Genomic DNA, 24,109 nt, shown 5'->3' with positions numbered 1-24,109 from the left:
GTTATTATGACTGCAAAACAGATAATATTAGAAAGCCCTGTATTGGAAACAGTTTTGTATGATGAAAGTATTTTGCTTTTAGATAAACAAGGGCACATAAAAATTTTTTCCACAGATAAAGAAGAAGTTGACGAAGATGTTTATAGAATAAAAATTATAAATGATAAGATAAATCCAACAATGTATGTGTATGAAAAAAAATTAATTGTTTTAACAGAGACATTATTGAGTATCACAAATTCTCCACATCAGGATAATTTCTTTAGTTATAAAACCCAAGGGAAACTAGATCCGAGCTTAAGCTGTATAACAGATCGGTTTATTTTCTTTATTGAAACGTTTAAAAATAAAACTGCAATTATTAGCCTTGATTTAATCTCTAATGAAATTTCGAAAACCTATGTAGATTCATGTAGATTGATCCAATGCTTAGATAATGGAATTGCATTAATAAATATCAATCATCCATTAAAGCTGTCTATTACCAGAAAGAACGTTGTAAATAGTATTGATCTTGAAGACCAGACTCAATTTTTAGATTTTTTCGAGAAGCCAGGGAAAAATAAAATTGATAGACTCTTATTTAATAAAGAAAGAGGAGAGTTGTTATCTGGAATGCTTGCATGGTATCTCTTATTAGTTGATATCAATTCCTCCAAAATAAAATGGGTATTGAAACTTACTGAGAGGGTGTTGGGCGTTTCTTTTTTTCATCAGAGATACCTCTATCATTGCACAATGAATTCAATATATCAAATTGATCCTGAAATAGGCATTATAATCAGTAAACAAGATCTTCCGCTGACTAAATGGATAAAAAAATCCGGCACTCTAAAACTTATTGATAAAACAGATAAATTTTTTCTGCTCCAGAATACTGGTTCGGGAGAGTGTTTTAAAATAGAACTTGAAACACTGCAAGTAGATGATGTGGTTTCTACAAACTCGGAATTTTCTATAAATAGCCGGGTAATAAAAACAAACAGTGGCTATTTTATGGTTGATTACAATTTTCGTTTTTTTAAAGTGACGATTTGATTGTTTTAAAAAATATTTTATTAAATCTTAAAACCTTCCACCATGCAAAAAACAACTTACCTCAAAGAACTCTCCATTTCTGCTACCCAAAAGAAAGGCGGTGCTAACAGCAATAAGAAAGATGTGATGAAAATTCAATCATGGCTTGCCTTGTTTGCAATGTCTAATCCCAATGCCGGTACAACCACCGATGTCGATGGTGATTTTGGACAAGCAACTGAAAAATCAGTAATGAACTATCAAAAAGCAAAAGGACTTACACAAAACGGAGTAGTAGATAAACCGACATTTGATTTGTTGTCTGAGCCGATGAAAAACGCATTTGAAGGAAATATCAATGGCGCCAGTTTGCGGCAGTTGGTGGTGAACACAGCTATCAATCATTTGAAAAATCACCCATTTGAACTAAACGTAAAAGGCCAGTCGAATATGGGTCCTTGGGTAAGAGCTTATATGGAAGGTCATGAAGGGACAAGTTGGTTTTGGTGTATGGGTTTTGTTCAGGGTATTATCGATCAGGCCGCATCTTTACAGGAAAAAAACTTCAAAACTTTAATGCCTCTCACTTTTAGTTGTGATACTGTTGGTACTATTGGTTTACAAAAAGGATTATTGTCCCGTTTTACCGCAGTTAGAAATAATCCATCATTAGTAAAACCAGGAGATATTTTTTTGTTGCAAAAAACTCCTAATGACTGGATTCATACCGGCATTATAATCAGTATAGGCAATGGAGTATTTGAAACAATTGAAGGAAATACAAATGACGGCGGTTCAAATAATGGTAATGCTGTTTTGAAAAGAGTGAGAAATTTTATGCAATCAAAACTGGATGTGTTTTCAATAGAACCACTTGTTTAAAGACAAGGAACTTAGACTAAAAACCCTGACCTTTGCCCGGATTTTTTATATATGAGAAAAATATTAGTTACCGGAGGCTGTGGTTATATTGGTTCGCATACAATTATTGATTTGATTGAAAATGGATATGAAGTAATTTCAATTGACAATAACTCCCGCTCCAATCCACTGATACTGGATGGAGTTGAAAAAATTACCGGCCAGAAAATCAAGAACTACAAAGTTGATCTATGCAGCTATGATGATACCTCTGCTGTATTCCTTGAAAATGAAGATATCATCGGGGTCATTCATTTTGCAGCCTATAAGTCGGTAAGAGAGTCGGTTGAGAATCCATTATTGTATTTTGATAATAACCTCCTTTCATTGATCAACCTGCTAAAATGTGTGGATGAGTATAAGGTTCCTTATTTTGTTTTTTCATCTTCCTGTACTGTTTATGGAAACCCTGATTCGATTCCGGTTACGGAAAAAACAATACCCAAACCTGCTGCATCTCCTTATGGATATACGAAACAAATGGGTGAGCAAATTGTAAATGAGTTTGCAAAAAATACCGGTATCAATTGTATACTGCTTCGTTATTTTAATCCTGTTGGGGCACATCCAACTGCTTTTATTGGAGAAATGCCGTTGGGTAATCCGGAAAATCTTGTACCGGCTATTACACAAACTGCAATTGGTAAGTTGCCGAAACTAACTGTTTTTGGAAATGATTACCCCACCCGTGACGGCAGTTGCCTCCGTGATTTCATTCACGTCTGTGATCTGGCCAATGCACATACATTAGCCATGAAATATCTTGAAGAAGAAAAAAACTCAGGTTTATGCGAAGTTTTTAATTTAGGTAGTGGTAATGGGGTCACTGTTCTTGAATCAATCCTTGCTTTTGAAAAAGTAAGCGGTGTAAAACTGAATTATGAAATCGGGCCACGCAGACCGGGAGATGTAATTGCTATTTATGCAAATAATGATCTCGCAAAAACCATTCTTGGGTGGAATCCAAAATACTCACTTGAAGAAATGATGAAAACTGCATGGGATTGGGAACAAAGATTACAGGCCGATCAGACAATTTTTGGAGATGTTCCAGGTGAATTAAACTGATTTTTCCCCATTTGGTTTATAGTCCCGATAATTAATAGCTATCCCTTAGTTTTGCGCCATCTCAAATAGAAATTATGCTCAAAGACATACAACCAACCGGCAATAAAGATACCCGCAGCGGTTTTGGTGATGGAATAGTGGAGGCGGGTAGGAAGAATCCGAATATTGTTGCATTAACTGCCGATCTCGCCGGCTCATTAAAACTCAACCAGTTCATCAAAGAATTTCCTGAACGATTTATACAGTGCGGAATTGGTGAAGCGAATATGATTGGCATTGGTGCAGGGTTAACGATCGGTGGTAAAATTCCATTTACGACAACATTTGCAAATTTTTCTACTGGCCGTGTGTATGACCAAATACGACAATCGGTTGCTTATAGCGGAAAGAATGTAAAGATATGTGCATCACATGCAGGCGTTACATTAGGTGAAGATGGTGCAACTCATCAAATACTGGAAGATATAGGCCTTATGAAAATGTTGCCTGGTATGACAGTGATCGTTCCTTGTGATTATGCACAAACCAAAGCTGCAACGTTGGCTATTGCTGATTATGTTGGCCCGGTTTATTTACGTTTTGGCCGCCCGGTATGGCCCATCTTTACAAAAGAAGAAGATTTTAAAATCGGCAAGGCACAGCATTTCAGCGAAGGAACAGATGTAACCATTTTTGCATGTGGCCACCTGGTATGGAATGCTATACAGGCCGGAGTAATATTACAGGAGAAAGGAGTAAGTGTTGAAGTAATAAATATTCATACCATCAAACCGCTGGATGAAGAAGCTGTGATCAGGTCCATTAAAAAAACTAAATGTGTTGTAACTGCAGAAGAGCATAATATCATTGGCGGATTGGGTGATGCGATTGCTCAATGTGCTGCAAAGAATTTTCCTGTGCCGATTGAATATGTAGGTACAAAAGATACTTTCGGCGAAAGCGGAACACCAAAAGAATTGCTGAAGAAATATGGATTGGATATACCGGATATTGTAGCAGCTGCAGAGAAAGTAATGAAAAGAAAATAACCAGGTTCATTGATCTAATTGATTAAGCTCTTCTTTAAACGAAGAGCTTTTTTATTTGTAGATATTTTGGTAAGCCGAATAGAATTGTTGCAGTAGAAGAGTGTCTTTCGACAAAGCTCAGGATAAACTTGCAAGGAACTTTTAATCGAGGTGTTTTGCTGGTTACACAAAAAAAATGATACTTTTACTATAGCTGTTTCATTTAAACTAAATGAGTCACCAATATTCTAATCGTTTCAAAGCCCTGACCTGATGAACCCAACCGCCATTGCAGACAATGAACTGCTGATACAGTTCCGTGATCCCGTAACTAAAGAACGGGCCTATACAGCTATCATAAAAAAATATCAGGAAAAATTATATTGGTTAGTACGCCGAATGGTTGTGGATCATGATGATGCCAATGATGTTTTGCAGAATGTTTTTATCAGGGTATGGAAAGGATTGGAAAATTTTAGGGAAGATAGCCAGCTGTATACCTGGCTTTATCGGATAGCTACGAATGAAAGTCTCACATTTATTGAACAGCAAAAGAAACGGACTTCGGTAAGCCTCAGTGATGAGGAATCAGGCTTAAGTAACAGGATAAAAGCCGACGAACATTTCGATTCCCAAAAACTGGAGTGGAAACTGCAATTGGCTATTCAGCAACTGCCTGAAAAACAAAGGATAGTATTTTTGCTGCGATATAATGATGAAATGCCCTACGAAGAAATGAGTAAAGTGCTGGAAACCAGCGAGGGAGCCCTCAAGGCCAGTTACCATCATGCGGTGAAAAAAGTTGAGGATTATATGCTGAACCATTAAACTTTGAAAAACAGAAAGCGTCTCATAAACGTTGTCCATGTGCCATTGGCATAGGATCATAGAAAAAATGACAAACAGGAACGACATATTAAATGAATTAAAAGAACTGGGAAGCAATCTAACCGTCAACCCCCTTGAAAATATCTATTCCGTGCCTCAGGGATATTTTGAAGGATTTGCTTCACAGGTTCTGGCCCGTATCAAAGCAATGGAAGCTGCAGATGCAAAAGAAGAGTTGGAATATCTGTCGCCATACCTGTGTGGTTTGTCAAGAACAAATACATATAAAGTTCCGGCAGGATATTTTGAAGGCCTGGAAGAAAGATTGAAAAGTGTAATGCATGTTACTGCAGACTTTACAAATGCAGATGAAGAATTAAAAAACTTATCTCCTTTACTGAAAGGATTGAAAAAAGAAAATCCTTACAGCGTTCCGCAGGGATATTTTGAAAATCTTTCTGTACCTGTTGTAAAAGAAACAAAAGTGTTTTCAATTACAAGTCGCAGATCGTTTAGAATGGCAGTTGCTGCAGCGGTTATTGGAATTGTCGCTATAACAGGTGTATTAGTTTTACAACAGAATAAGATAAGTATTGATAAGGATCCTCATGCATGGGTTGAGAAGAGTATGAAGAAAGTAAGTACCGAAAAGATCGATGAGTTTATTAAGCTGGCTGAAAAAGAAACCAATTTTGATGGAACTGTAGTATCAGCCAAAAATAAGTCTGACGATATAAAAGAATTAATTAAGGATATTCCTGAAAATGAGTTACAGGACTTTTTGAAAGACACTGAAGCATTAACTGATGAATCCGACGAAACCTTATTAAACTAAATGAAAAAGTTTTTTTACATATTAACCCTGTTCATTCTTACTGGCTTTGCTGCACAGGCACAGGATGGGACTGCTGATGAAAGGATTAGAGATAAGATGAAAGAATATATTCAAAAAAGAATGGACCTCACTAAGAATGAAGCAGAAAAATTTACCCCCGTTTTTATCCGATACTTTAAAGAATGGAGAACTACCCTTAGAGAGAATGGACAAGGACCCAGATTGGATTTACAACAAAAGATCATTGATCTAAGAATAAGATACCGAAGTGAGTTTAAGGAGATTTTGGGTGAAAAAAGAAGCAACGATGTGTACGAGCATCAAGACATATTTATCAGGGAGTTAAAAGAAATTCAGCACGAAAGAAGAATTCAGAACCGGACAAATGACAAACCTCAACGAATTCAGAAAGTAAACCCTGTATAAACGCATATTATTAACTTGGTGTTTTTCATAGGTTAGCAACGGCCCGCTCTGATCAGGAGCAGGCCTTTTTATTAAATAAAATATCTAAAATTTATAAACAGGATTTTTTACATCGTGATAAAAAAGAAAAGTCCATTTTTCCTGCTGTCCCTGCTCCCACCATTTTCTTCTTAGCTCCATACACTTTTTCCCATCATAATCATATTTGGCAATAAAGCGGTGTTTCATCTGCTGTAGCTGTGGTGCATCATCACCGCCAAAAAAAATAATTTCATTGTTTTCTTTTATCCAGAATACCTGGTGAAAAGGAGAATGAGCACTGGTAATCTCATAGTGAATATAATTATCAATAATACCGGAATCATCATGAAGTAGTACAACATTTGACGCATCCAGTAATGCCATCAGCTCTTCTTTAATGAAAGAAGGAAAACCTTTTTCAAAAGCAAAATCAATTTCACGCTGCTGTATAAAATAAGTAGCAGACGGAAAATTGAGTGATGAATATCCGGTTAATTTATCTTCTATACTTACGCCGCCAGCATGGTCTTTATGCAAATGTGTCATCAGTACTTTTGTAATTGATTCAGGTTTTATACCGGCATCGAGCAGGTTTTGATGAATCTGGGGTGTACCATTTTTATTTATAAAGCCCAATCCTGTATCAAGTAATAAAACATCTTTATCAGTTACAATAACAAAAGGCTGTACTTCTACAAGCAAACTACCTACTGGTCTTTCATTCAATTCATGTTTGTCTTCATCAAAGGGAACAAAAAGTTTTGTTTTGTCAATAGTGAATGTGCCTTCGCTGAGGGGAATGATTTGCATAAGCAGCAAAAATACAGATACAAGATTCGATTTTAGATGGAATTTGCCTTGTGATCTTACCGGAGTACCATTTGCCTGTCAGCATCCAAACGAATAAGAATGGCGAGCAACATAGAGTTGGTAAGCAAAGAGGTGCCGCCATAACTGATGAATGGAAGCGGTATGCCTATTACCGGGGCAAGACCAATCGTCATACAGACATTAATGACGATATGAAAAAAGAAAACGGCTGCAACACCATATGCGTAACAGCGGCTGAATGTACTTCGTTGTCTTTCGGCTATAGTGATAATTCGGAATAGTAGAACAAGAAAAAGACTCAGCACAACCGAGGTTCCGATAAATCCAAAACCTTCACCGATCGTATCAAATATAAAATCGGTACGCTGTTCGGGCACAAAACCATAACGGGTTTGTGTTCCTTTCAATAGTCCTTTACCTGTCAGCTGTCCCGAGCCAATCGCAATTTTTGATTGGCGAACATTATAATCAGTATCTTTTTTCTTACCGCTGGTATTGGTTTCTGTTTTATGGGCATCAAGGTATTCCTTCGGAACTTCCATGCCTACTGTACTATAAATTCTTTCTACCTGGTAAAGCTTTAAAACATTTTTGAATACAAACGGTACGGCTAAAAGCTGGATACTTACACATATGCCCCAAACGATCAGGATGTAAAGCAGATACTCTCTTCTTCTTTTTATCTGTCTCCATAAAAAATAAACAGTAAGAATTGCAATGCCCGTTAATATACCGGCCAATAAGAATTTTTCAACCAGTAAAGTAGATACAACCAGCACCCCTATAATGAACCCGATGATCAAAATTAGTGAGGGTAAACCTTCCCGGTACATTACAATAAAGAATGAAAAATAAACAAGTGCCAGCCCGGTTTCACTTTGTGCAATGGCCATCATAGCGGGCAGTAATGCAATAGCGGCTGCAATCAATTGTGAACGGGTTTTTGAAAAATCCGTTTCGGGTCTTGATAAATATTTTGCCAATGCAAGACAAACAAAAACTTTGCAGAACTCAGCCGGTTGAAAATTAAAGCTACCGAGTTTGATAATGGACTCCGTTCCTTTGATGTTTGAGTGAAATGGAAAAACAAGTAACAAAGTAAAAATGCCAAATGCATATAGCAGGTTGGAGGTAGCAGCAAAAAACTTACTATCAGTAAGCAGGATGAATATTCCCAATAACATTGAAATAAAAAAGAAATAAAGTTGTTTGCTGTAATCTGTTTTAAAACCCAGGAAAGTTTGAATGATGGGGTCACCATCCTTATAAGTAACTGCAAATATGGCCGTGATGCCAATAGCCGAAAGAATAAAATAGATCCAGATAAGACTCCAGTCAATCCCTTTTGATATGGTGGGTTGGTTGCGTCTCATTTATTAGTATTGGGCCTGTTGTTAGGATTCAGATTTCGTTGCCTGTTTGAATCAACAATCATTTTTTGTTTTTGCGGCTCATTTCTTTGGGGCGTATTGTTGCCCGGCCTTGTTGGCTGTGTAGCATTTTTTAATTCTTCCTCTTCCGGTGTAATATCAATCTGTAAAGTATCTTTTAATCTCTTCATTTCTTCTTTCACTTTTCTTAGTGAATCCAGTTCATGGATCTTTTTCTTCATCAATGGTGGGATCAGGTTAAGATTTGTCAATCTTTCTTCTTCTGCTTTCCGGCCGGCAGCTAATGTGTCATTCAGGTATTTTTCAATCATGAGACCTACAATTGGAGCAGCAAACGTGCCGCCAAAACGACCGCTGTTTTCAACCACACACATGATGGCGATCTTTGGGTTTTCCCTCGGTGCAAAACCGCAAAAGAAAGAGTGGTTAGGTTGCTTTGCCAATTTACCGCTGACAATAGCATAGTTTTCAACTGTACCTGTTTTACCACATATAGCAATACCTGGTACTCTTGCACCGGCGCCGGTTCCGCCATCAACTACCCGTTGCATGCCTTCATGTACTATATCAAATATATCTTCTGATATATCGATCGGCCGGATCGGTTTTTTAAATTTATCCAGTAAACCGAATTTATCTCCGCCTTCAATAGAATCTACAATATGTGGAATATAGTATGAACCTTTATTGGCGATATAGGCCATTTCATTTGCTACCTGTATTGGCGTTACATCTACCTCGCCTTGCCCGATACTTACTGAACGGAAACTGCAATAGGTCCATCTACCTTTTCCATGAACCTTATCATAATATTCAGGTGTTGGAATATTCCCTCGTCTTTCAGTTGGTATATCGACCCCGAGTTTATGTCCAAGTCCGAATGCATACATATACTGGTCCCATGCACGAAGACTGCTATCCAGTGTCGGATATCTTGGATTATTAATTACACGTTGCATTACTGTAGCGAAATAAGTGTTGTCAGAGATCCGGATTGCATTCAACAAATTAAAAGTTCCAACGTCCAGGCAACCCATCGGCTTAGCTCCACCACAACCATAGAATGCACCACCACATGAAACAGTAAAATCTGTTGTGATCACACCTTCATGCAAACCCACCAATGCCTGTAATGTCTTAAATGTAGAACCGGGTGAATAGCCAGCATTTACAGCACGGTTTAATAATGGTTTCTTGGGATCAACATAGAGTTCTGAAAAGTGTTTGCTTCTTTCACTTCCGGTTAAGTAGGTTGGATTATAAGTAGGGCTACTTACCATGGCAATGACGCCACCTGTTTTAGGATTTACAGCAACAATAGAACCTACTTTATTTGACATCAGTTTTTCTCCCAGTAATTGCAACTCAATATCAAGCTCTGTATATAAATTACTTCCGGCAACAGCCTCTATATCTTCTTTACCTTCATCAAATGAGCCAACGATCCTTCCGAGTTTATCCCGGTTAAAAACTTCAAGACCACGTTCACCCATCAAGGCTTGTTCATAAGTACGTTCAATACCTGTAAAACCAGTGTAGTCTCCCTGCTGGTAACCTTCTCCATCATGCTTGCGTAAGAAAGCTGTATCCACTTCACCCATGTAGCCAAAAACATTTGCTGCTGCTTCGTAAGGATAACGACGTACCGGACGTTCCTGCAAGAAAAATGCTTTACTGAAACGAAACATATTTTCCTGCATCCTTGCAAACTTGAGTTTGGAAAGTGATGCTTCAAAAACACTTGGTTTTTGACTGGTATTTTTTATAATGGCAGAGATGATCCTTTTTCTGAAAACAAGAGTATCAATTTCCAGTATCCTGCATAACAGTATTGTGTCTACACCTTTTAATTGCGAAGGAGTAACCATTAAATCGTAAGCCAATGTGTTGTCTAGTATAGCTTTTCGTTTACGATCAAAAACGATTCCTCTTGAAGGATAAATTGTTTTGCGGAGGATCGCCTGTTCATCAGCCTGGCTGCGAAAATCAGAAATGATCTGAAGATAGAAGAGTTGTGCAATGATTATGAAGAATGCAAATGCAAATACTATTTTGATAACACGGCTTCTACTCTGGTTGTAAACGGGCATATTGGAAAATGTACGGGGATTGTGATATACGAAGGTAGAGTGTTGGCTTGGGATTTAATATTGAACGGTTAAGATTTTAAGTTTTTATTTCACTAGGAAAAACACCGGGGCATTATACTTTAGGTGAGCAGATGATTTCGATAAACTTCCGGTACTGTTCACCCCAGCCGGTATAGAGTTGAGCTGTACCTAAAAACGTATTATGCCAAAGAGTGATCAACGTCCCGTTGACCGATTTAACTGTATGATAGTAGTGAAGCATTTCTTCAAAAGCCTGTTGGGAAGAAAGTTTTTGCTCAAAAAAGGAATTTGCATCCATAAAGCAGTAGGGGTGTAGCAGGAGTGGAGTGGTTTGTTCCTTTTCCAGGTCGTACCAGTAAAACGCTGAAGCCACGGATGCCCGGAAACCGTTGATGCTTCCATAGCCCATTGAGTAATCATCGGTAATGCCAGCCTGTATCAACCTGCGGAAAGTATGCGGTAAGGTAAACCGGATATAATGCTGACGGGATACCGTGATCTTTTTTCCCGTAATATCTTGAAGTGTTTCAATTTCTTTTTCCAGTAGGGTTTCATCATCACCACTTTGCCAGGATGGGTGAATAGCCACCGGGTATTTTTCGGCATGACTTTTTATTAATTGTTTCATCGCCGGTTCGGTAGGCAAAATATTTTTATCATACCGGGCATTGGTCGCTGCTACATGAAAAAAGTAAATCGGTTTTAGCTTATGCTTTTCGTGCAGGGCATCCATCCAATCAAAGGAATCAAATGGATCCTTCGCTTTACCTCGTATTACTTTTGATCTTTCTTTCAAGGCTGACCATTTTCCATTCACTAATGATTTCGATATGCCACCAAATGTTCTTAACCAGCTTTTATGTTTGTAAGAATAAGCTTCATCTATATCATAGGTTGGCTGAAAGGTGAAAGGTGAAAAGTGAAAAGAGAAAAGGGGAAACTTTCTTTTTATTGTTGCTTTGAAATCTTCTATCCAGATATTAATCAGCGGCAGATTCAGAAAACCTTCTTTGTATGCTAATGATTTTTCATGAGCATAACGGCTATAGATATCTTTTTTGTGCGGAAGGTATTCTTCATAACGACTAATCAGGTAAAATGATGCAGCAAAAATGTCAAAAGCATAATCGCCGGTTGTTTTAAAAAATGCTTTAAAGCCATTTGTTTCAAAACAGTCTATATTTTGTTTTTTGATTGTAGTTTCGAAAAGAAGTAGGCAATTATTAATTATTAATTCTTCATCATTAATTCTGCTGTTGCTATAATTGATCTTCGGCCCATTATGATTTTTGAAAACGTCAACGTCATCAGTTAACTCAAATGGCTTACCTGTGATTTCTTTACCAAAGAAATCGGTGATATAACGAAGGCGGGGAGTAATTTTTTTGGAGTAAACAAGCATGTCTTAGTATCTGTGAAAAACATAATAATCTGTATCCGCAGACTCGATAAATTTAAGCAAAGAAAAGTTTCGAACAGTCATGTTGAGTATGTCCCACTTTTTGGGAATTGGATAAGGATGTTCTTCTCTTTTCAAAAAATAGGGCAGGTGTTGTGTGATTGACCGTCTAATGCGATTATTTATTATGGAAGTTGGTCTGTTTTTTACATGAGGAAGGGAAACAATTAAAACCGAACCTGAATTTGATAAATCAGCAATTTTTTTAAAGAATAGTTTTCTCTTTGAAGGTTTAATATGCTCCGCTACATCTAGCAAAAGTATTTGATTGTGCCTCCCCCCCCGCTAATTATATCTGTACAAAGGAATTCTCCTTTGTAATTATTCTTTTCAAAAAGTTTGCTGGCTATTTGAATGAAGACATCGCTAGTATCAGTGCCGGTTACTTTAAATCCCATTTTTGCAAGTAACACTGCTTGCCTACCAAAACCACAGCCAATATCTAACACAGTAAACTTGTTCGTAAAATATTCTGCTATCAGTTCTTTTTGTTGGTCTATGCGTTTTTTCATCTCAATGTAAATTCTCCCTTTCTCTGAATAATCCGTTGTCCAATATTCAGGCTCGGGACAACCAAGAATACTTTCTTCATATAACTCACCAAATTGATTATAGTATTGAACCTGCGAAGCCATTCTTGAAATAATAAATTAAATGAATAGACTTTAGAATGTATTTGTAATAACAGCTTATCTGTCCCCGTATTTCTCTTTCCACTGTTGGTTGAATGATTTTTTAGGAAACTCAAGGTTGCTCCTGTGTTCTGTCCATGCTTTTCCTATTTTGTTTATCACCCAGCTTTTGGTGCTGCCGTTTGCAATATTCATCAGGCTTCTGCGCAGCATGGCCTGCTTCCACATTTTCCAGGCAACTCTTTCTGCGAATACACTATGTCCTTCTTCTACGGCTTCATGCCGGTTTTCCAGCAGCAATTCATGCAGGTTAATTTTTACAGCACATACTTCTGTGCAATTACCACAAAGGGATGAGGCATAACTGAGATGTTTCCATTCGCCCAATGGCTTTAAGTGCGGGGTTATAACAGAACCGATCGGGCCACTATACGCTGTTTCATAACTATGCCCGCCGATATTTTTATAAACAGGACAGGCATTTAAACAAGCACCGCAACGGATGCAGTATAAACTTTCACGTTGCTTTGCATCGGCAAGAATACTTGTGCGACCATTATCAAGCAGGATCACATACATTTCTTCAGGGCCATCTACTTCGCCTTCCTGCCTGGGGCCGGTTACAATTGTATTATATGAAGTGATCTGTTGACCCGTTCCGAATGTTGCAAGCAAAGGCCAGAATAGGGCAAGGTCATTTAGCGAAGGAATCATTTTCTCAATACCGGCAACAACAATATGAGTTTTCGGCATGGAGCAACTCAGTCTTGCGTTGCCTTCGTTTTCTGTAATAGCAATGGCGCCAATATCACCGATAAGAAAATTAGCACCGGTAACTCCTACTTCAGCCTGCGCATATTTCTCTCTCAATTTTTGCCTTGCTACCAGTGTCAATTGTTCAGGCGTAAGATTTGGATCAGTTCCGAGTTTCTCAGCAAAAAGCTTTGCAACATCTTCCTTGCTTTTATGCATAGCTGGTGTTACAATATGATAAGGAGGTTCGCCATCCAGCTGCTGAATGTATTCTCCCAGGTCTGTTTCCACACTTTCAATACCTCTTTCTTCCATGAATTTATTCAGGTGAATTTCTTCCGTCACCATACTCTTACTCTTCACCAATATCTTGCAATTTTTATCTGTACAGATCTTACCAATAATATCCAAGGCTTGCTGGGCATCCTCGGCCCATAATACTTTTGCACCACGTTTGGTAATGGCAGCTTCAAAATTCTCCAATTGCTTATCAAGAGTTTCAATTGCCTTCCATTTCAGGTTCTTTGCCCTTTCTCTTGCCAGGTTAATATTGCTGAACTGTTTTTTGCCCTGTACAACTACAGTATTGTATTTACCAATATTAAAATTGATTTTTCGGCGATGTTCCCTGTCGCCGGATTTCACTGTGCTTTTGGCAATAAATGATTCGGAATGTTCAGACATGTTACAAATTTATGATTCGCAGGTCATTTTCCTTTTTTAAAATTTGCTTTAATCCATACTACAGCCTTTTTTACATAATACTCTTCGTCATTCTCCAATGCTTTCACCCTTTTCATTATTTCAGGTTGCAGGGTTTTATCTTTTGTAAATACTTCGAGTATTACCAGTGATAATCTTCTTTCCCAGAGATTTTTTGACTGCATGAGTTTTGCAGATAGATCAAAAATTGCAGGTTGTATTTTCTTTGCCACGGGTTTCAAACTTTGCATGCCCAGGGTATCACACACAACCCAGTCAGAAATGTCTTTAGAAAAACCGGCTATGAGTTTTAAAGAAAGCTCCGGGTCTTTTTTGCAAATTTCTCTCAGCATTTTTGCTGCTAATACTTTTTCCTCAAATGCCCCGGATTCCCATAACTCTTTTACCAAATCAACCCCGCCTTCTTTATAGTTATTAGCCATTATATTTAACACGGGTGTTCTTACACCATAGACTTTTGTAATGCCGGGTACAAATTTTAATGCGGCAGCTTTTGCTTCCGGTGTAGAAGCTGCTCCAAGTTCTTTTTGTATTTGCTTAAATAATGGGGACATCAGTTTATGCTATTCCTGAAAGGACCCGAATACTTTGTGAATCATTTTACTTTTTCAGTGAAATGCTCTTTGGCGGCTTTATCTAATGCATTATAAAAATCTTCACCATATTTTCTGGTGATGGGTTCTTTCAGAAATTCATAAGTAGGTACTTTTAGTTTTTTACCCAATGCACAAGCCGGGTTACAAAGTTTCTCTCTCGGCTCATAATTCATCTTGTCATAATCACCATGTTTACCTTTTTCTGAAATGATCGGGTAAAGGTGACAACTGATGGGTTTTTTCCATTCAATGACACCATCATAGTAAGCCTGTTCAAATGCACATTTGATCATGCCATCTTTTTCCCGAATTCCGTATACACAAATTTCAGAATCATTGCCAAGGGTAGGAGTTACCCAGCCAAACTCACGGTGATAAACATAAAATCCCTTTTTTTCTATTTCCTTTAAAGAAGCAGCAGAGAGATATGGTTTTATTTTATTAAATACTTTTTTAATGATATTCAGTTCTGCTTTATCCAACGGGGCACCGGCATCACCTTCTTCACAGCAACCACCTTTGCATTTGGCCAGGTCGCAAACAAACTGTTTTTCCACCACATCATCACTGATAATTACTTTATCTATTACTATCACAACTGATTTTTTGCAAATGTAAGCCTAAGAAAATTCATCCTGTTTTTTTCGAAAATATTCCACGCAGTCTCAGCATATGATGCGAGGTAAGGAAATGAATCACCTTGTGTTCCAGCCAATGGTGCAGCGGTACAAGGATGGCTGCCAATGCGATCATAAATAAAAGATCATACATTGGCTCTCCTTTTGTCAGACCATAAATATTTTTCTTGAATACGAGGAAAATAAATTCAAAAAAGAGAAGGAATGCAAAGAACCCAATAGCCCTGATCGTATTTGCAGAGACTTTAAACCAGCCCATCATAACCAGCCCAATAAACAATGCAGCGATTGCAATTACAATACCCATGTATTGAATGCGGTTTCTTTTTTCTTTCGCTTCAACTTCTTCTGCCAGTTTTCTATCCAGCCTTTGCTGTTCATCCAGAGCTTCTATTTGTGCCAGTTCGTTTTCTTTATTCAGTTTATCAATACTGTCTTTATACTGGTAATAGACGACATTATATAAATTAGCTGTTTTAAGATCACCGGACTTTAAATAAAGCGAATCAAGATTTTTTGCTGCATTTCTCACATATTCAAGCATGCCTTTAGCTTCGCCGATCTCTTTTACTTTAATAAAATACTCTATAGCTTTTTTGGTTTCTCCTGACTTTTTATAAAAACCTGCCAGTTGCCTGTAAAACGAAACCTTGTTTGTTTCATTTGTACTTTTGTCAAAGAAAGGAAAGGCTCTGTCAAAATAAATTCGAGCCGAGTCGTATTGCCCCATTTCTGCATAGGTATAGCCATAAGCCTGGTCACACGCAGCAGACATGCCAAAATTTACCAGGTAGGATTTTAATTGTTTGCCAGAAGGAGAGTTAAGATAATTCAAGGCTTTCGCCGGTTCATCTACGCGGAGATACTGATTAAGTATACTTATATAGGCCGGCACTTTCAGCGATGGAAATTTTAAACTATCGGCCATCCTTACGGAGCGTTCAAAATAACTGATGGCTATATCATTATTTTTTTTTGCTGCAAAAAGGTTCCCGAGATTATTGATGTCAATAGCCCGTTGGAAAGGAACATTTTTCTCGGACATATTATCAAGTTGCTTATAGGCCTTTGTTGAATAGTCTATTGCTTTATCATAATCTTCTATACCGGAGTAGAATGCTGAAAGATTAAGATAGCCGTTACGCAGCAAATTAGCTTTAAGGCTTTTTCCTGCTTTTATATCTTCGGCAATTCTTACTGCATTAAAAAAATGCCGCAGGGCCAGTGTCTTTTCATTGCGGGAAATATAGATCCGGCCAAAGCAGTTATGTGCTTCTGCCAATAAACTATCATTGGATAAAGTGGATATAAGTGAAAAAGCCTGGTTTGCATATGAAAGAGCTTTATCTTTTTCAACCATCAGTAAATTAATATTGCTAAGCTGCAATTGTACTTCACCAATTTTTTCTTCCATCTTGTTTTGCTTCGCAATCGTCAGTGCCTTATTGTAATACTCAATTGATCGGGAAGCAAATTTTTGTTGCGTAGCAAAATACATACAACGTGTACCGTTTGACTGGTAGGCTTTTACCATCAACTCTCTGTCCCTTGATTCTTCTGCCAATGTTATCAGTTGCTCACCATACATCTCAGCTTCCGTAGGATTCACATTCATTAATATCCGGGAAAGATTATCGAGCAGGTTAGCTTTTTCATTGATATCAGTGGCCTTGGCAAGGGCTTTTTTGAGCGTATCAGTAGTTGCAGTTTGCTGTGCTTTCATAAATAGAAATGAAAACAGCATGCAGGTAAAAAGAAAAAACTTTTTCATCAGTCAGTTAATTTAGTAGTATAAGTAAGATAGGGCAGGGGCAATAAATAAACAGGCTACGATAGCACATCGTTATTTCCACTTCAGCGTGTTGATCAAATGAAATAGATCCTGTTTCAAAAAATTATTCACAATACTCAGTGAGTCTTCATTGGGAGTTGCATCAAAATACAAAGCACCACGTAAAAAATGGTTTGTAGAATCAGTCAGAAAAAATTGGTTGGCAGTTGCCGTATTCCCGAACAGCTTGAAAAAATAACCCTCAGCGCCATTTTGTGTATGCATAAGACTATCATCACGGCCGCTGGCCACTGTGCTGTGCTGCAGGTAAGTCATCTTAAATGCATCATTGAGTAATGAATCAAATCTATTTTTTGGTCCAATCTCTTTATAGCTAACATATACCCGTCCGCCAAGTTGTGGTACATCAATATTGATCCACCACGGATTTTCACTTACATCTCCAAAGAATGTAGAGTCTTTTATCACATTAGCATATACAGGGTATTCGAATGAATAAGGATAGCCGGGTTGATCAAATAACCGATATTCTTTTTGGGGGAAATCAATTTTAAAATATCCTTTCTTTTTATATGTATAATTGCTGTTGCAGGCAAATAATAAAATCAAAACACTAAAGCATATAAAACCAAAAAATGATTTTTTCATCAGGTAGGTTATTTTTTTAGACTGGGTATAACGGTTACTTTAACTAACTGTATGCGGTTTGGATTTTTCTCAATAACAGTAAATTGAAAATCACCACAAGGGATGAGTTCATTCTCAGGCGGAATTTCACCATATATTTCCAACACTAGCCCCGCTACTGATTCACTTTCTCCTTTTATCCTGTCAAATATGTCTGGAGGTAATTTCATGATACGACACATGTCAATCAAATGTGTTTTGCCTTCAAACACAAAATTATGTTCGTCCAGCTTTTTGTTTTTGTTTTCTTCTTCATCAAATTCATCTTTTATTTCACCGATCACCTCCTCCATAATGTCTTCAAGTGTGACAATACCGCTGGTACCACCAAACTCATCTACTACCACCGCAAAATGAATTCGTTTTTGTTGAAACTCTTTCAGCAGATCTTCAATCGCTTTTGTTTCCGGAACAAAATAAGGCTGGCGCATTAATGGCCGCCAGTCAAAGTTTTCGTGTTCGTCCAAATGAGGAATGAGGTCTTTTGTATTGATAATACCCACTACCTCATCGAGGTTATTTTTATAAACCGGTAATCTTGAATAATGCAACTCTTCTACTTTTTGTAACAACTCTTTAAATGGCATATCATGATCAAGCCCGTTTACATCCAACCGGCTATGCATGATCTGCTTTACAGTTATATTTCCAAACTTCACAATACCTTTCATGATATTCTTTTCCTCCTGCGAAGCTTCGTCATCTGATTTGATATCGATTGCTTCATCCAGTTCACGGATGCTGAGGGCCTCACTTTTATCTGCACCTAAGCGGCGACCAATTCCATCTGCCAATGAAACAATCCATTTGCTGATACGTCGAAATAAAAGATGCAGCGAATCGATAAAGAAAGAAGAGTCATAGGCAAACCGCAGGTTGTTTTGTGTAGCCATAACCTTTGGTAATACTTTTCCAAAAAATATCATAACGAAAGCAATGATCACTACTTTGATAATAACAGAGAGGGTGAATGATACATTATCCAGCGGAATGATCCTGTTCAATAAAAAATTAGACAAAACAATAATGCTGATGTTGATGAAGGTGCCCGTTATCATCAGTGTAGCATAAACTTCTTTGGGTTCTTCCAGCAAGTTGATGATCCTTTTTGCTGCATCATGTTCTTTTGTTTTCAGCATATTCACGTCTTTACTGCTGAGCGAAAACAAAGCAACCTCAGCACCAGAAACAGCAAATGACATGAGCAGTAAAACAGCAAGTAAAATAACAGGCAATATCAAACCATCCGTTTGGCCGGCCAGCAAAATGAAAAGCAGTTTTGTATCAATCCAGTTTAGTAACGAATGGCTTTCCAATTAATGTGATTTTGGTTTCAGATTCAATCATAAAGGCAGGTTACAACCTGCCTTTGAGTTGGTATTGCAAAAATATGTTTATAAAACTAAAATTTGAGGTCTATATCGCCAGGGATGTCGGCTGAGGGAGTATCTGTTCCTTCAACTCCGCTTTCACCATGATGATGCGAACCTGCGCCGTCCGTTCTTTTATCCAGCATTATCAGGTTATCACCCACCACTTCAGTGGCAAATTTTCGATGGCCTTCTTTATCATCCCAGCTGCGGGTTCTTAATCTTCCTTCTATATAAACCAAACTTCCTTTGTGTAAATACTTTGCCGCAAGGTCTGCCAATCCACGCCATAGTACTACTGTGTGCCACTCAGTTTGACTTACCAACTTACCGCCACGGTCCTTAAAAGTTTCAGTTGTAGCTAATGGAAATTTTGCAACAGAAATGTTTCCTTCCAACTGCTGTAATTCCGGGTCTTTGCCCAGGTTGCCAATCAGCATCACTCGGTTAACGCCACGCATAAATTTGTCGTTTAAAAGGTTTACTCGTTGGTGGTTTTGGGAATGCTCTTTAAAATTAAATCGTTTTAGGGGGATAAAGCAAAAAAATTTCTGTGTGGCAACAGGTGAATATGAAGCTGGCAAAGGTTTCTGTTAGTTTAGAAGTCTTTCAAAAAATCCCTGATTACACCCGGAAAGGCAAATTGTTGAAGCTTTTTCTTCTTTACCCATTGCCCTGTTTTGAGTAAGAATGGTTTTCGTTTTAAATAAAGATGAATAAATACAGCGTTGATATATTGATGTGATAACTGTTGTGAATAAACAGGCGAGATTTTCAGGAGATTGGTACCCGATGCTAATTTACTAGCCTGCTCAGTTACCTGGCGGTTGGATATTTTTTTCTTTGCTTCAAACAAATAAAATTCATGGAGATGATGCCAGATATCTTTCCCTATGCGCTGATGAATAAAAATTTCTCCATTATGTTCTGGGATAAAATAATAAAGCCACCTTGTTTTGATAGTGATCTTTTTCCTTTTTACTGGTAATGATTGAACCTGATCATTTAAAAAAGCGAAACAACTTTTGTTGAACGGGCATGATTGGCAAAGAGGAGAAGCAGGTTTGCAAACAACGGCACCAAAGTCCATTATGGATTGGTTATAAATCCCGGGCTGTTTTTTATCAAGCAACTCTTCTGCAAGGGCATTAAATAATTTTTTCCCTTCTGTTGTATCCGGTGGTGTTTTAATTCCAAAAATCCTTGCCAACACCCTAAAAACATTTCCATCTACAACGGCATGAGGGAGGTTGAAAGCGAATGAAGAAATGGCTGATGCCGTATAAGGTCCAATTCCTTTTAAATCATTTATCTCTTTGTAGCTGTTTGGAAACTTTCCTTTTCTTTCTTTTGAAATATATCTTGCTGTGGCCAATAAGTTTCTGCAACGGGAATAATAACCCAGGCCTTCCCACATTTTGAAAATTTTTTTGTCAGCAGCCTTGGCCAGTTTATTAATCTCGGGAAACTCTTTTACAAACCGGTTGTAATAATCTAGCCCTTGCTCAACTCTTGTTTGCTGTAAAATGATCTCACTGAGCCATATTTTATAAGGGTCTTTTTCACCTTTCCAGGGCATTATCCGTGAATTTTTATCACGGTTCCATTTCAATAAAATCTTTTTGAAATTGTTTTTTTGAGCAGTAGATGTCATAAAAAAATATGGAGGCAGGCCGCAATTTCATCAGCTATCTACAAATTGTCAAAAAAATATTTGCCTATCCCTTTGAAAATCACTTATTTTTATCCTAAATTCGGTAAACGAAAAAACCCCCTGACAATGAGAAAAGCCGACCTCGTCAACAGAATCTCCGAAAAAACCGGCATTCCCAAGGTTGATGTGCTGGTGACACTGGAAACCATGTTCAAAGAAATCAAAGACACCCTTTCTGCAGGTGAGAATATTTATATACGCGGATTTGGCAGTTTTATCACCAAAAGACGGGCAGCAAAAATTGGCCGTAATATCAAAAAGAACATAGCGGTACACATTCCAGAACATTATATTCCTGCATTCAAACCTGCAAAAGAGTTTGTTGCAGAAGTAAAAAAATTGGTAACTCCCAAACATGACGACGGTCCCGGCGAAGATGTTGAGCCGGCTTAATTCTTCAGTCAAATAGTTTCTCCTTTAGTTCAGTTGCTTTGAGGTACATTTGCCCCGCCCAAAGATTTACAAGCTTTGGTAATTTTTGTTATTTGTGAAAAGACCTCAGTTAATTGTTGCATTTACAGCGGTATTATTAGTTGCTTCTTTATATCGCTTTGGTAAGACGGAAGCTGATATGCACAAACATGAGGTAAAGCCGGTTTCAGTTTCAGTACAGGCAACAAATCAATTATTATTCAATACGGATTCTGTACTTGCACAAGCCAAGTCGAAACTTAGTATGGAGCAAGTAATAAGGTTGAATGAATTGGAAAATTCTATTAGTCGGGGTGATGTAAAAGAACAACAACTAAAAGTGTATCATCAGTTGTCACATTTTTGGTCAGATTCTGCAAAAATCTTCGAACCTTATGCCTGGTATGAAGCACAAGCAGCAAGATTGGAAAATTCGGAAAAAACCCTCATTTTTGCTGCCCGTTTATTTTTAGGTAGTCTTAGATCAGAAGTAAACATTCCTAAAAAGAAATGGATTGCCTCACAGGCTAAAGAGTTGTATGAGAGGTCTTTGAGTTTAAATCCTTCTAATGATTCGGCAAGTGTGGAGCTGGGAATAAGCCTTATTTATGGTGAGCTGAGTGAGATGCCGATGGAAGGAATTCAGAAGATAATGGGTGTATTGCAGAAAGACAGCACAAATATTTATGCGCAAATGGCTCTTGCAGATGCGGCTGTTTTTTCTACCCAATATGATAAAGCAATACCTCGTTTTCAAAAGATCATCAGACTTGAACCAACCAACCTGGATGCAATTTTGAAACTAGCCGATGCTTATACAATGATTGGTAAAAAGAAAGAGGCGATAGAATGGTATAAGAAAAGCTTGCCATTATTGAAAAGAGAGGAATGGAAACAGGAAGTGGAAAAGAGGATAAATGAATTGAAATAGGTTCGCCGATGGCGAATTGAAATACAAGAAACTGATTTAATTAATAAAAAAAACATTTTCGTATGCCGTGTGGTAAGAAAAGAAAGCGTCATAAAATTGCGACGCACAAACGTAAAAAGAGATTAAGAAAGAATCGTCACAAAAAGAGGAACAAGTAAGTTTGATAGTTGAAGTTTGAGGTTTATAGCCTCAAACTTCGAACTTCAGATCCGAAACATTTTCTCTCTGGTTGTTTACTGTACTAGTTAGCTCCCCACCAATTTGCTGCACTACAATTATTCAGGATCACACCCTGCTTACATGTACAGAATTCCTGGCCACCGGTTGAGGCATTCAAGAAATGTTGTCATTTGTTGTTTATTAAATGAACAAAGAACTTATCATTAATGCAGCACCTCAAGGTGTTGAAATTGCCCTGCTCGAGGACAAAAAGCTGGTAGAACTGCATAGCGAAAAAAGCGATGCCCGTTTTGCCGTGGGTGATTTGTATCTCGGAAAAGTAAAAAAACTTATTCCGGGACTGAATGCTGCATTTGTAGATGTGGGCTTTGAAAAAGACGCTTTTCTTCATTATACAGACTTAAGCCCTTACGCAAAGTCGTTGCTTAAGTTTACCAATCTTTCAATGGCCGACAAATCGGAAGGCATTATGGACTTTGGAAAATTTGAAGTAGAGCCCGAGATAGTAAAAACAGGAAAGATAAATGAGGTACTTGGTGGCAAACCGAATATTCTTGTTCAGATATTGAAAGAACCAATTGCAGCTAAAGGCCCAAGATTAAGTTGTGAAATTTCATTGCCCGGTCGTTTTATTGTTATTACCCCTTTCAATAATATCGTTGCTGTTTCAAGAAAGATCCATTCATCGGATGAAAGAAAAAGATTACAGCGAATTGTAGAATCGATCAAGTCAAGAAACTTTGGTGTAATTGTAAGAACTGCAGCTGAGGGAAAAAATACGGCTGAATTGCATGATGATCTATCAACCTTAGTAGCAACCTGGAAAACGATTCAGCAAAACCTAAAAGGGGCCGTACCACCTGCAAAGATCTTAAGTGAGCAAACAAAAGCAACCAGCATTCTTCGTGACTTGTTGAATGAAGATTTCAATAAGATCGTTGTGAATGATAAGAATATTTTCAATGATACACGCAATTATATCCTGCGCATAGCACCCGAGAAGGCAGATATAGTTTCTTATTACAATAACGGCTCTACCATTTTCGATTCATATGGCATTACCAAACAGGTTAAATCCTCTTTTGGTAAAACAGTAAACCTGAATAGCGGTGCTTACCTGATCATTGAACACACCGAAGCTCTGCATGTGATAGATGTAAACAGCGGGTACAAAAGTGTCGGTAATAACCAGGAACAGAATGCCATGGAGACTAACCTGGAAGCGGCAGAAGAAATTGCAAGACAGTTCCGGCTTCGGGATATGGGCGGCATTATTGTGATAGATTTCATTGATATGAAACTTCCTGAGAACAAGAGAAAGTTACAGGAGAAGATGGAAGAGTTCATGTCACCTGACAGGGCCAAACATGCGGTACTGCCTATTTCAAAATTTGGCTTGATGCAGATCACCCGTCAACGCATGAAGCCGGAAATGAACATCAACACACAGGAGGTTTGTCCAAGCTGTAGTGGTACCGGAAAAATATCTTCAGCATTATTGCTGGAAGATGAAATAGAGAAGAATCTGAGTTATCTTTTTACACATAAGCATAACAATCTTAGAATTATAGTCCACCCAATAATGTACGCTTATCTCACCAAAGGTTGGCCGTGGTCAACAAGATTGGCAAAATGGAGAAAGAAATACCGCCAGAAAATAAAGCTACAAGAGGATACTAACTATCATTTAACCGAATTCCGGTTTTTCAATCAGCATGAAGAAGAAATTAAATTATAAAAGCCTCCTATTGGAGGCTTTTATAATTA

23 protein-coding genes are annotated in these 24,109 nt (G+C 37.8%); 10 read left to right on the top strand and 13 right to left on the bottom strand.

The window, feature by feature from the left end; genetic code table 11:
- Positions 1 to 6: 6 nt before the first annotated feature.
- The 7 genes from E6H07_03025 to E6H07_02995 all read left to right on the top strand — a co-directional run bounded on the left by E6H07_03025 (position 7) and on the right by E6H07_02995 (position 6,102).
- Positions 7 to 1,038 (top strand): hypothetical protein, encoded by a 1,032-nt coding sequence (locus E6H07_03025; protein TMI64905.1) that lies wholly within the window; start codon positions 7 to 9, stop codon positions 1,036 to 1,038.
- Positions 1,039 to 1,080: 42 nt separating this feature from the next.
- The gene (locus E6H07_03020) at positions 1,081 to 1,899 is read left to right on the top strand and encodes a peptidoglycan-binding protein (protein ID TMI64904.1); all 819 of its coding nucleotides are present in this window, start codon (positions 1,081 to 1,083) and stop codon (positions 1,897 to 1,899) included.
- A 51-nt stretch (positions 1,900 to 1,950) separates the two neighbouring features.
- Positions 1,951 to 3,006, top strand: a complete 1,056-nt coding sequence (gene galE / locus E6H07_03015) for a UDP-glucose 4-epimerase GalE (protein TMI64903.1) — start codon at positions 1,951 to 1,953, stop codon at positions 3,004 to 3,006.
- Between the two features lie 71 nt (positions 3,007 to 3,077).
- On the top strand, positions 3,078 to 4,034 hold the full coding sequence (locus E6H07_03010; protein TMI64902.1) for a transketolase family protein: 957 nt from the start codon (positions 3,078 to 3,080) through the stop codon (positions 4,032 to 4,034).
- Between the two features lie 252 nt (positions 4,035 to 4,286).
- Positions 4,287 to 4,841, top strand: a complete 555-nt coding sequence (locus E6H07_03005; protein TMI64901.1) for a sigma-70 family RNA polymerase sigma factor — start codon at positions 4,287 to 4,289, stop codon at positions 4,839 to 4,841.
- Between the two features lie 67 nt (positions 4,842 to 4,908).
- Positions 4,909 to 5,676, top strand: coding sequence for a hypothetical protein (locus tag E6H07_03000; protein TMI64900.1), 768 nt, complete (start codon positions 4,909 to 4,911; stop codon positions 5,674 to 5,676).
- A complete protein-coding gene (locus E6H07_02995; GenBank protein TMI64899.1) occupies positions 5,677 to 6,102 on the top strand; it encodes a hypothetical protein in 426 nt (141 codons plus the stop codon). It begins immediately after the preceding gene.
- 84 nt (positions 6,103 to 6,186) lie between these two features.
- On the opposite strand, the gene E6H07_02990 is transcribed toward E6H07_02995, so the two are convergent.
- From E6H07_02990 to mutY, 13 genes are all read right to left on the bottom strand, one after another.
- Positions 6,187 to 6,933 carry an MBL fold metallo-hydrolase gene (locus E6H07_02990; protein ID TMI64898.1) on the bottom strand — a complete coding sequence of 249 codons (747 nt, stop codon included), beginning with the start codon at positions 6,931 to 6,933 and terminating at the stop codon, positions 6,187 to 6,189.
- A 56-nt stretch (positions 6,934 to 6,989) separates the two neighbouring features.
- The gene (locus E6H07_02985; protein TMI64897.1) at positions 6,990 to 8,327 is read right to left on the bottom strand and encodes a rod shape-determining protein RodA; all 1,338 of its coding nucleotides are present in this window, start codon (positions 8,325 to 8,327) and stop codon (positions 6,990 to 6,992) included.
- Positions 8,324 to 10,435 carry a penicillin-binding protein 2 gene (locus E6H07_02980; GenBank protein TMI64896.1) on the bottom strand — a complete coding sequence of 704 codons (2,112 nt, stop codon included), beginning with the start codon at positions 10,433 to 10,435 and terminating at the stop codon, positions 8,324 to 8,326. The genes E6H07_02985 and E6H07_02980 overlap by 4 nt, the downstream gene beginning before the upstream one ends.
- Before the next feature lie 112 nt (positions 10,436 to 10,547).
- On the bottom strand, positions 10,548 to 11,858 hold the full coding sequence (locus E6H07_02975) for a hypothetical protein (protein TMI64895.1): 1,311 nt from the start codon (positions 11,856 to 11,858) through the stop codon (positions 10,548 to 10,550).
- Between the two features lie 308 nt (positions 11,859 to 12,166).
- Positions 12,167 to 12,550 carry a class I SAM-dependent methyltransferase gene (locus E6H07_02970; protein TMI64894.1) on the bottom strand — a complete coding sequence of 128 codons (384 nt, stop codon included), beginning with the start codon at positions 12,548 to 12,550 and terminating at the stop codon, positions 12,167 to 12,169.
- Positions 12,551 to 12,604: 54 nt separating this feature from the next.
- Positions 12,605 to 13,984 carry an iron-sulfur cluster-binding protein gene (locus tag E6H07_02965; GenBank protein TMI64893.1) on the bottom strand — a complete coding sequence of 460 codons (1,380 nt, stop codon included), beginning with the start codon at positions 13,982 to 13,984 and terminating at the stop codon, positions 12,605 to 12,607.
- Between the two features lie 23 nt (positions 13,985 to 14,007).
- Positions 14,008 to 14,577, bottom strand: a complete 570-nt coding sequence (locus tag E6H07_02960) for a DNA alkylation repair protein (GenBank protein ID TMI64892.1) — start codon at positions 14,575 to 14,577, stop codon at positions 14,008 to 14,010.
- A gap of 41 nt (positions 14,578 to 14,618) precedes the next feature.
- Positions 14,619 to 15,215, bottom strand: a complete 597-nt coding sequence (locus tag E6H07_02955; GenBank protein TMI64891.1) for a DUF3109 family protein — start codon at positions 15,213 to 15,215, stop codon at positions 14,619 to 14,621.
- Between the two features lie 34 nt (positions 15,216 to 15,249).
- Complete coding sequence (locus E6H07_02950) at positions 15,250 to 17,028, bottom strand: tetratricopeptide repeat protein (protein ID TMI64890.1); 1,779 nt, start codon at positions 17,026 to 17,028, stop codon at positions 15,250 to 15,252.
- A 72-nt stretch (positions 17,029 to 17,100) separates the two neighbouring features.
- Entirely contained in the window at positions 17,101 to 17,697 is a 597-nt protein-coding gene (locus tag E6H07_02945) for a hypothetical protein (protein TMI64889.1), read from the bottom strand.
- An 8-nt stretch (positions 17,698 to 17,705) separates the two neighbouring features.
- Positions 17,706 to 18,938 (bottom strand): gliding motility-associated protein GldE, encoded by a 1,233-nt coding sequence (gene gldE / locus E6H07_02940; protein ID TMI66452.1) that lies wholly within the window; start codon positions 18,936 to 18,938, stop codon positions 17,706 to 17,708.
- Between the two features lie 200 nt (positions 18,939 to 19,138).
- On the bottom strand, positions 19,139 to 19,567 hold the full coding sequence (locus E6H07_02935) for a single-stranded DNA-binding protein (protein TMI64888.1): 429 nt from the start codon (positions 19,565 to 19,567) through the stop codon (positions 19,139 to 19,141).
- A gap of 137 nt (positions 19,568 to 19,704) precedes the next feature.
- Positions 19,705 to 20,760 (bottom strand): A/G-specific adenine glycosylase, encoded by a 1,056-nt coding sequence (gene mutY / locus E6H07_02930; GenBank protein TMI64887.1) that lies wholly within the window; start codon positions 20,758 to 20,760, stop codon positions 19,705 to 19,707.
- A gap of 126 nt (positions 20,761 to 20,886) precedes the next feature.
- Here mutY and E6H07_02925 point away from each other — a divergent pair, with 126 nt between their 5' ends.
- The 3 genes from E6H07_02925 (at position 20,887) to E6H07_02915 (ending at position 24,080) form a co-directional block, all read left to right on the top strand.
- Positions 20,887 to 21,213 (top strand): integration host factor subunit beta, encoded by a 327-nt coding sequence (locus E6H07_02925; GenBank protein ID TMI64886.1) that lies wholly within the window; start codon positions 20,887 to 20,889, stop codon positions 21,211 to 21,213.
- Positions 21,214 to 21,391: 178 nt separating this feature from the next.
- On the top strand, positions 21,392 to 22,162 hold the full coding sequence (locus E6H07_02920) for a tetratricopeptide repeat protein (GenBank protein TMI66451.1): 771 nt from the start codon (positions 21,392 to 21,394) through the stop codon (positions 22,160 to 22,162).
- 364 nt (positions 22,163 to 22,526) lie between these two features.
- Positions 22,527 to 24,080, top strand: a complete 1,554-nt coding sequence (locus E6H07_02915; GenBank protein TMI64885.1) for an Rne/Rng family ribonuclease — start codon at positions 22,527 to 22,529, stop codon at positions 24,078 to 24,080.
- Positions 24,081 to 24,109 lie beyond the last annotated feature (29 nt).

The organism is Bacteroidota bacterium (genome assembly GCA_005882315.1).
Classification (GTDB): Bacteria; Bacteroidota; Bacteroidia; order Chitinophagales; family Chitinophagaceae; genus VBAR01.
This window is presented reverse-complemented; position numbering and strand designations above follow the sequence as displayed.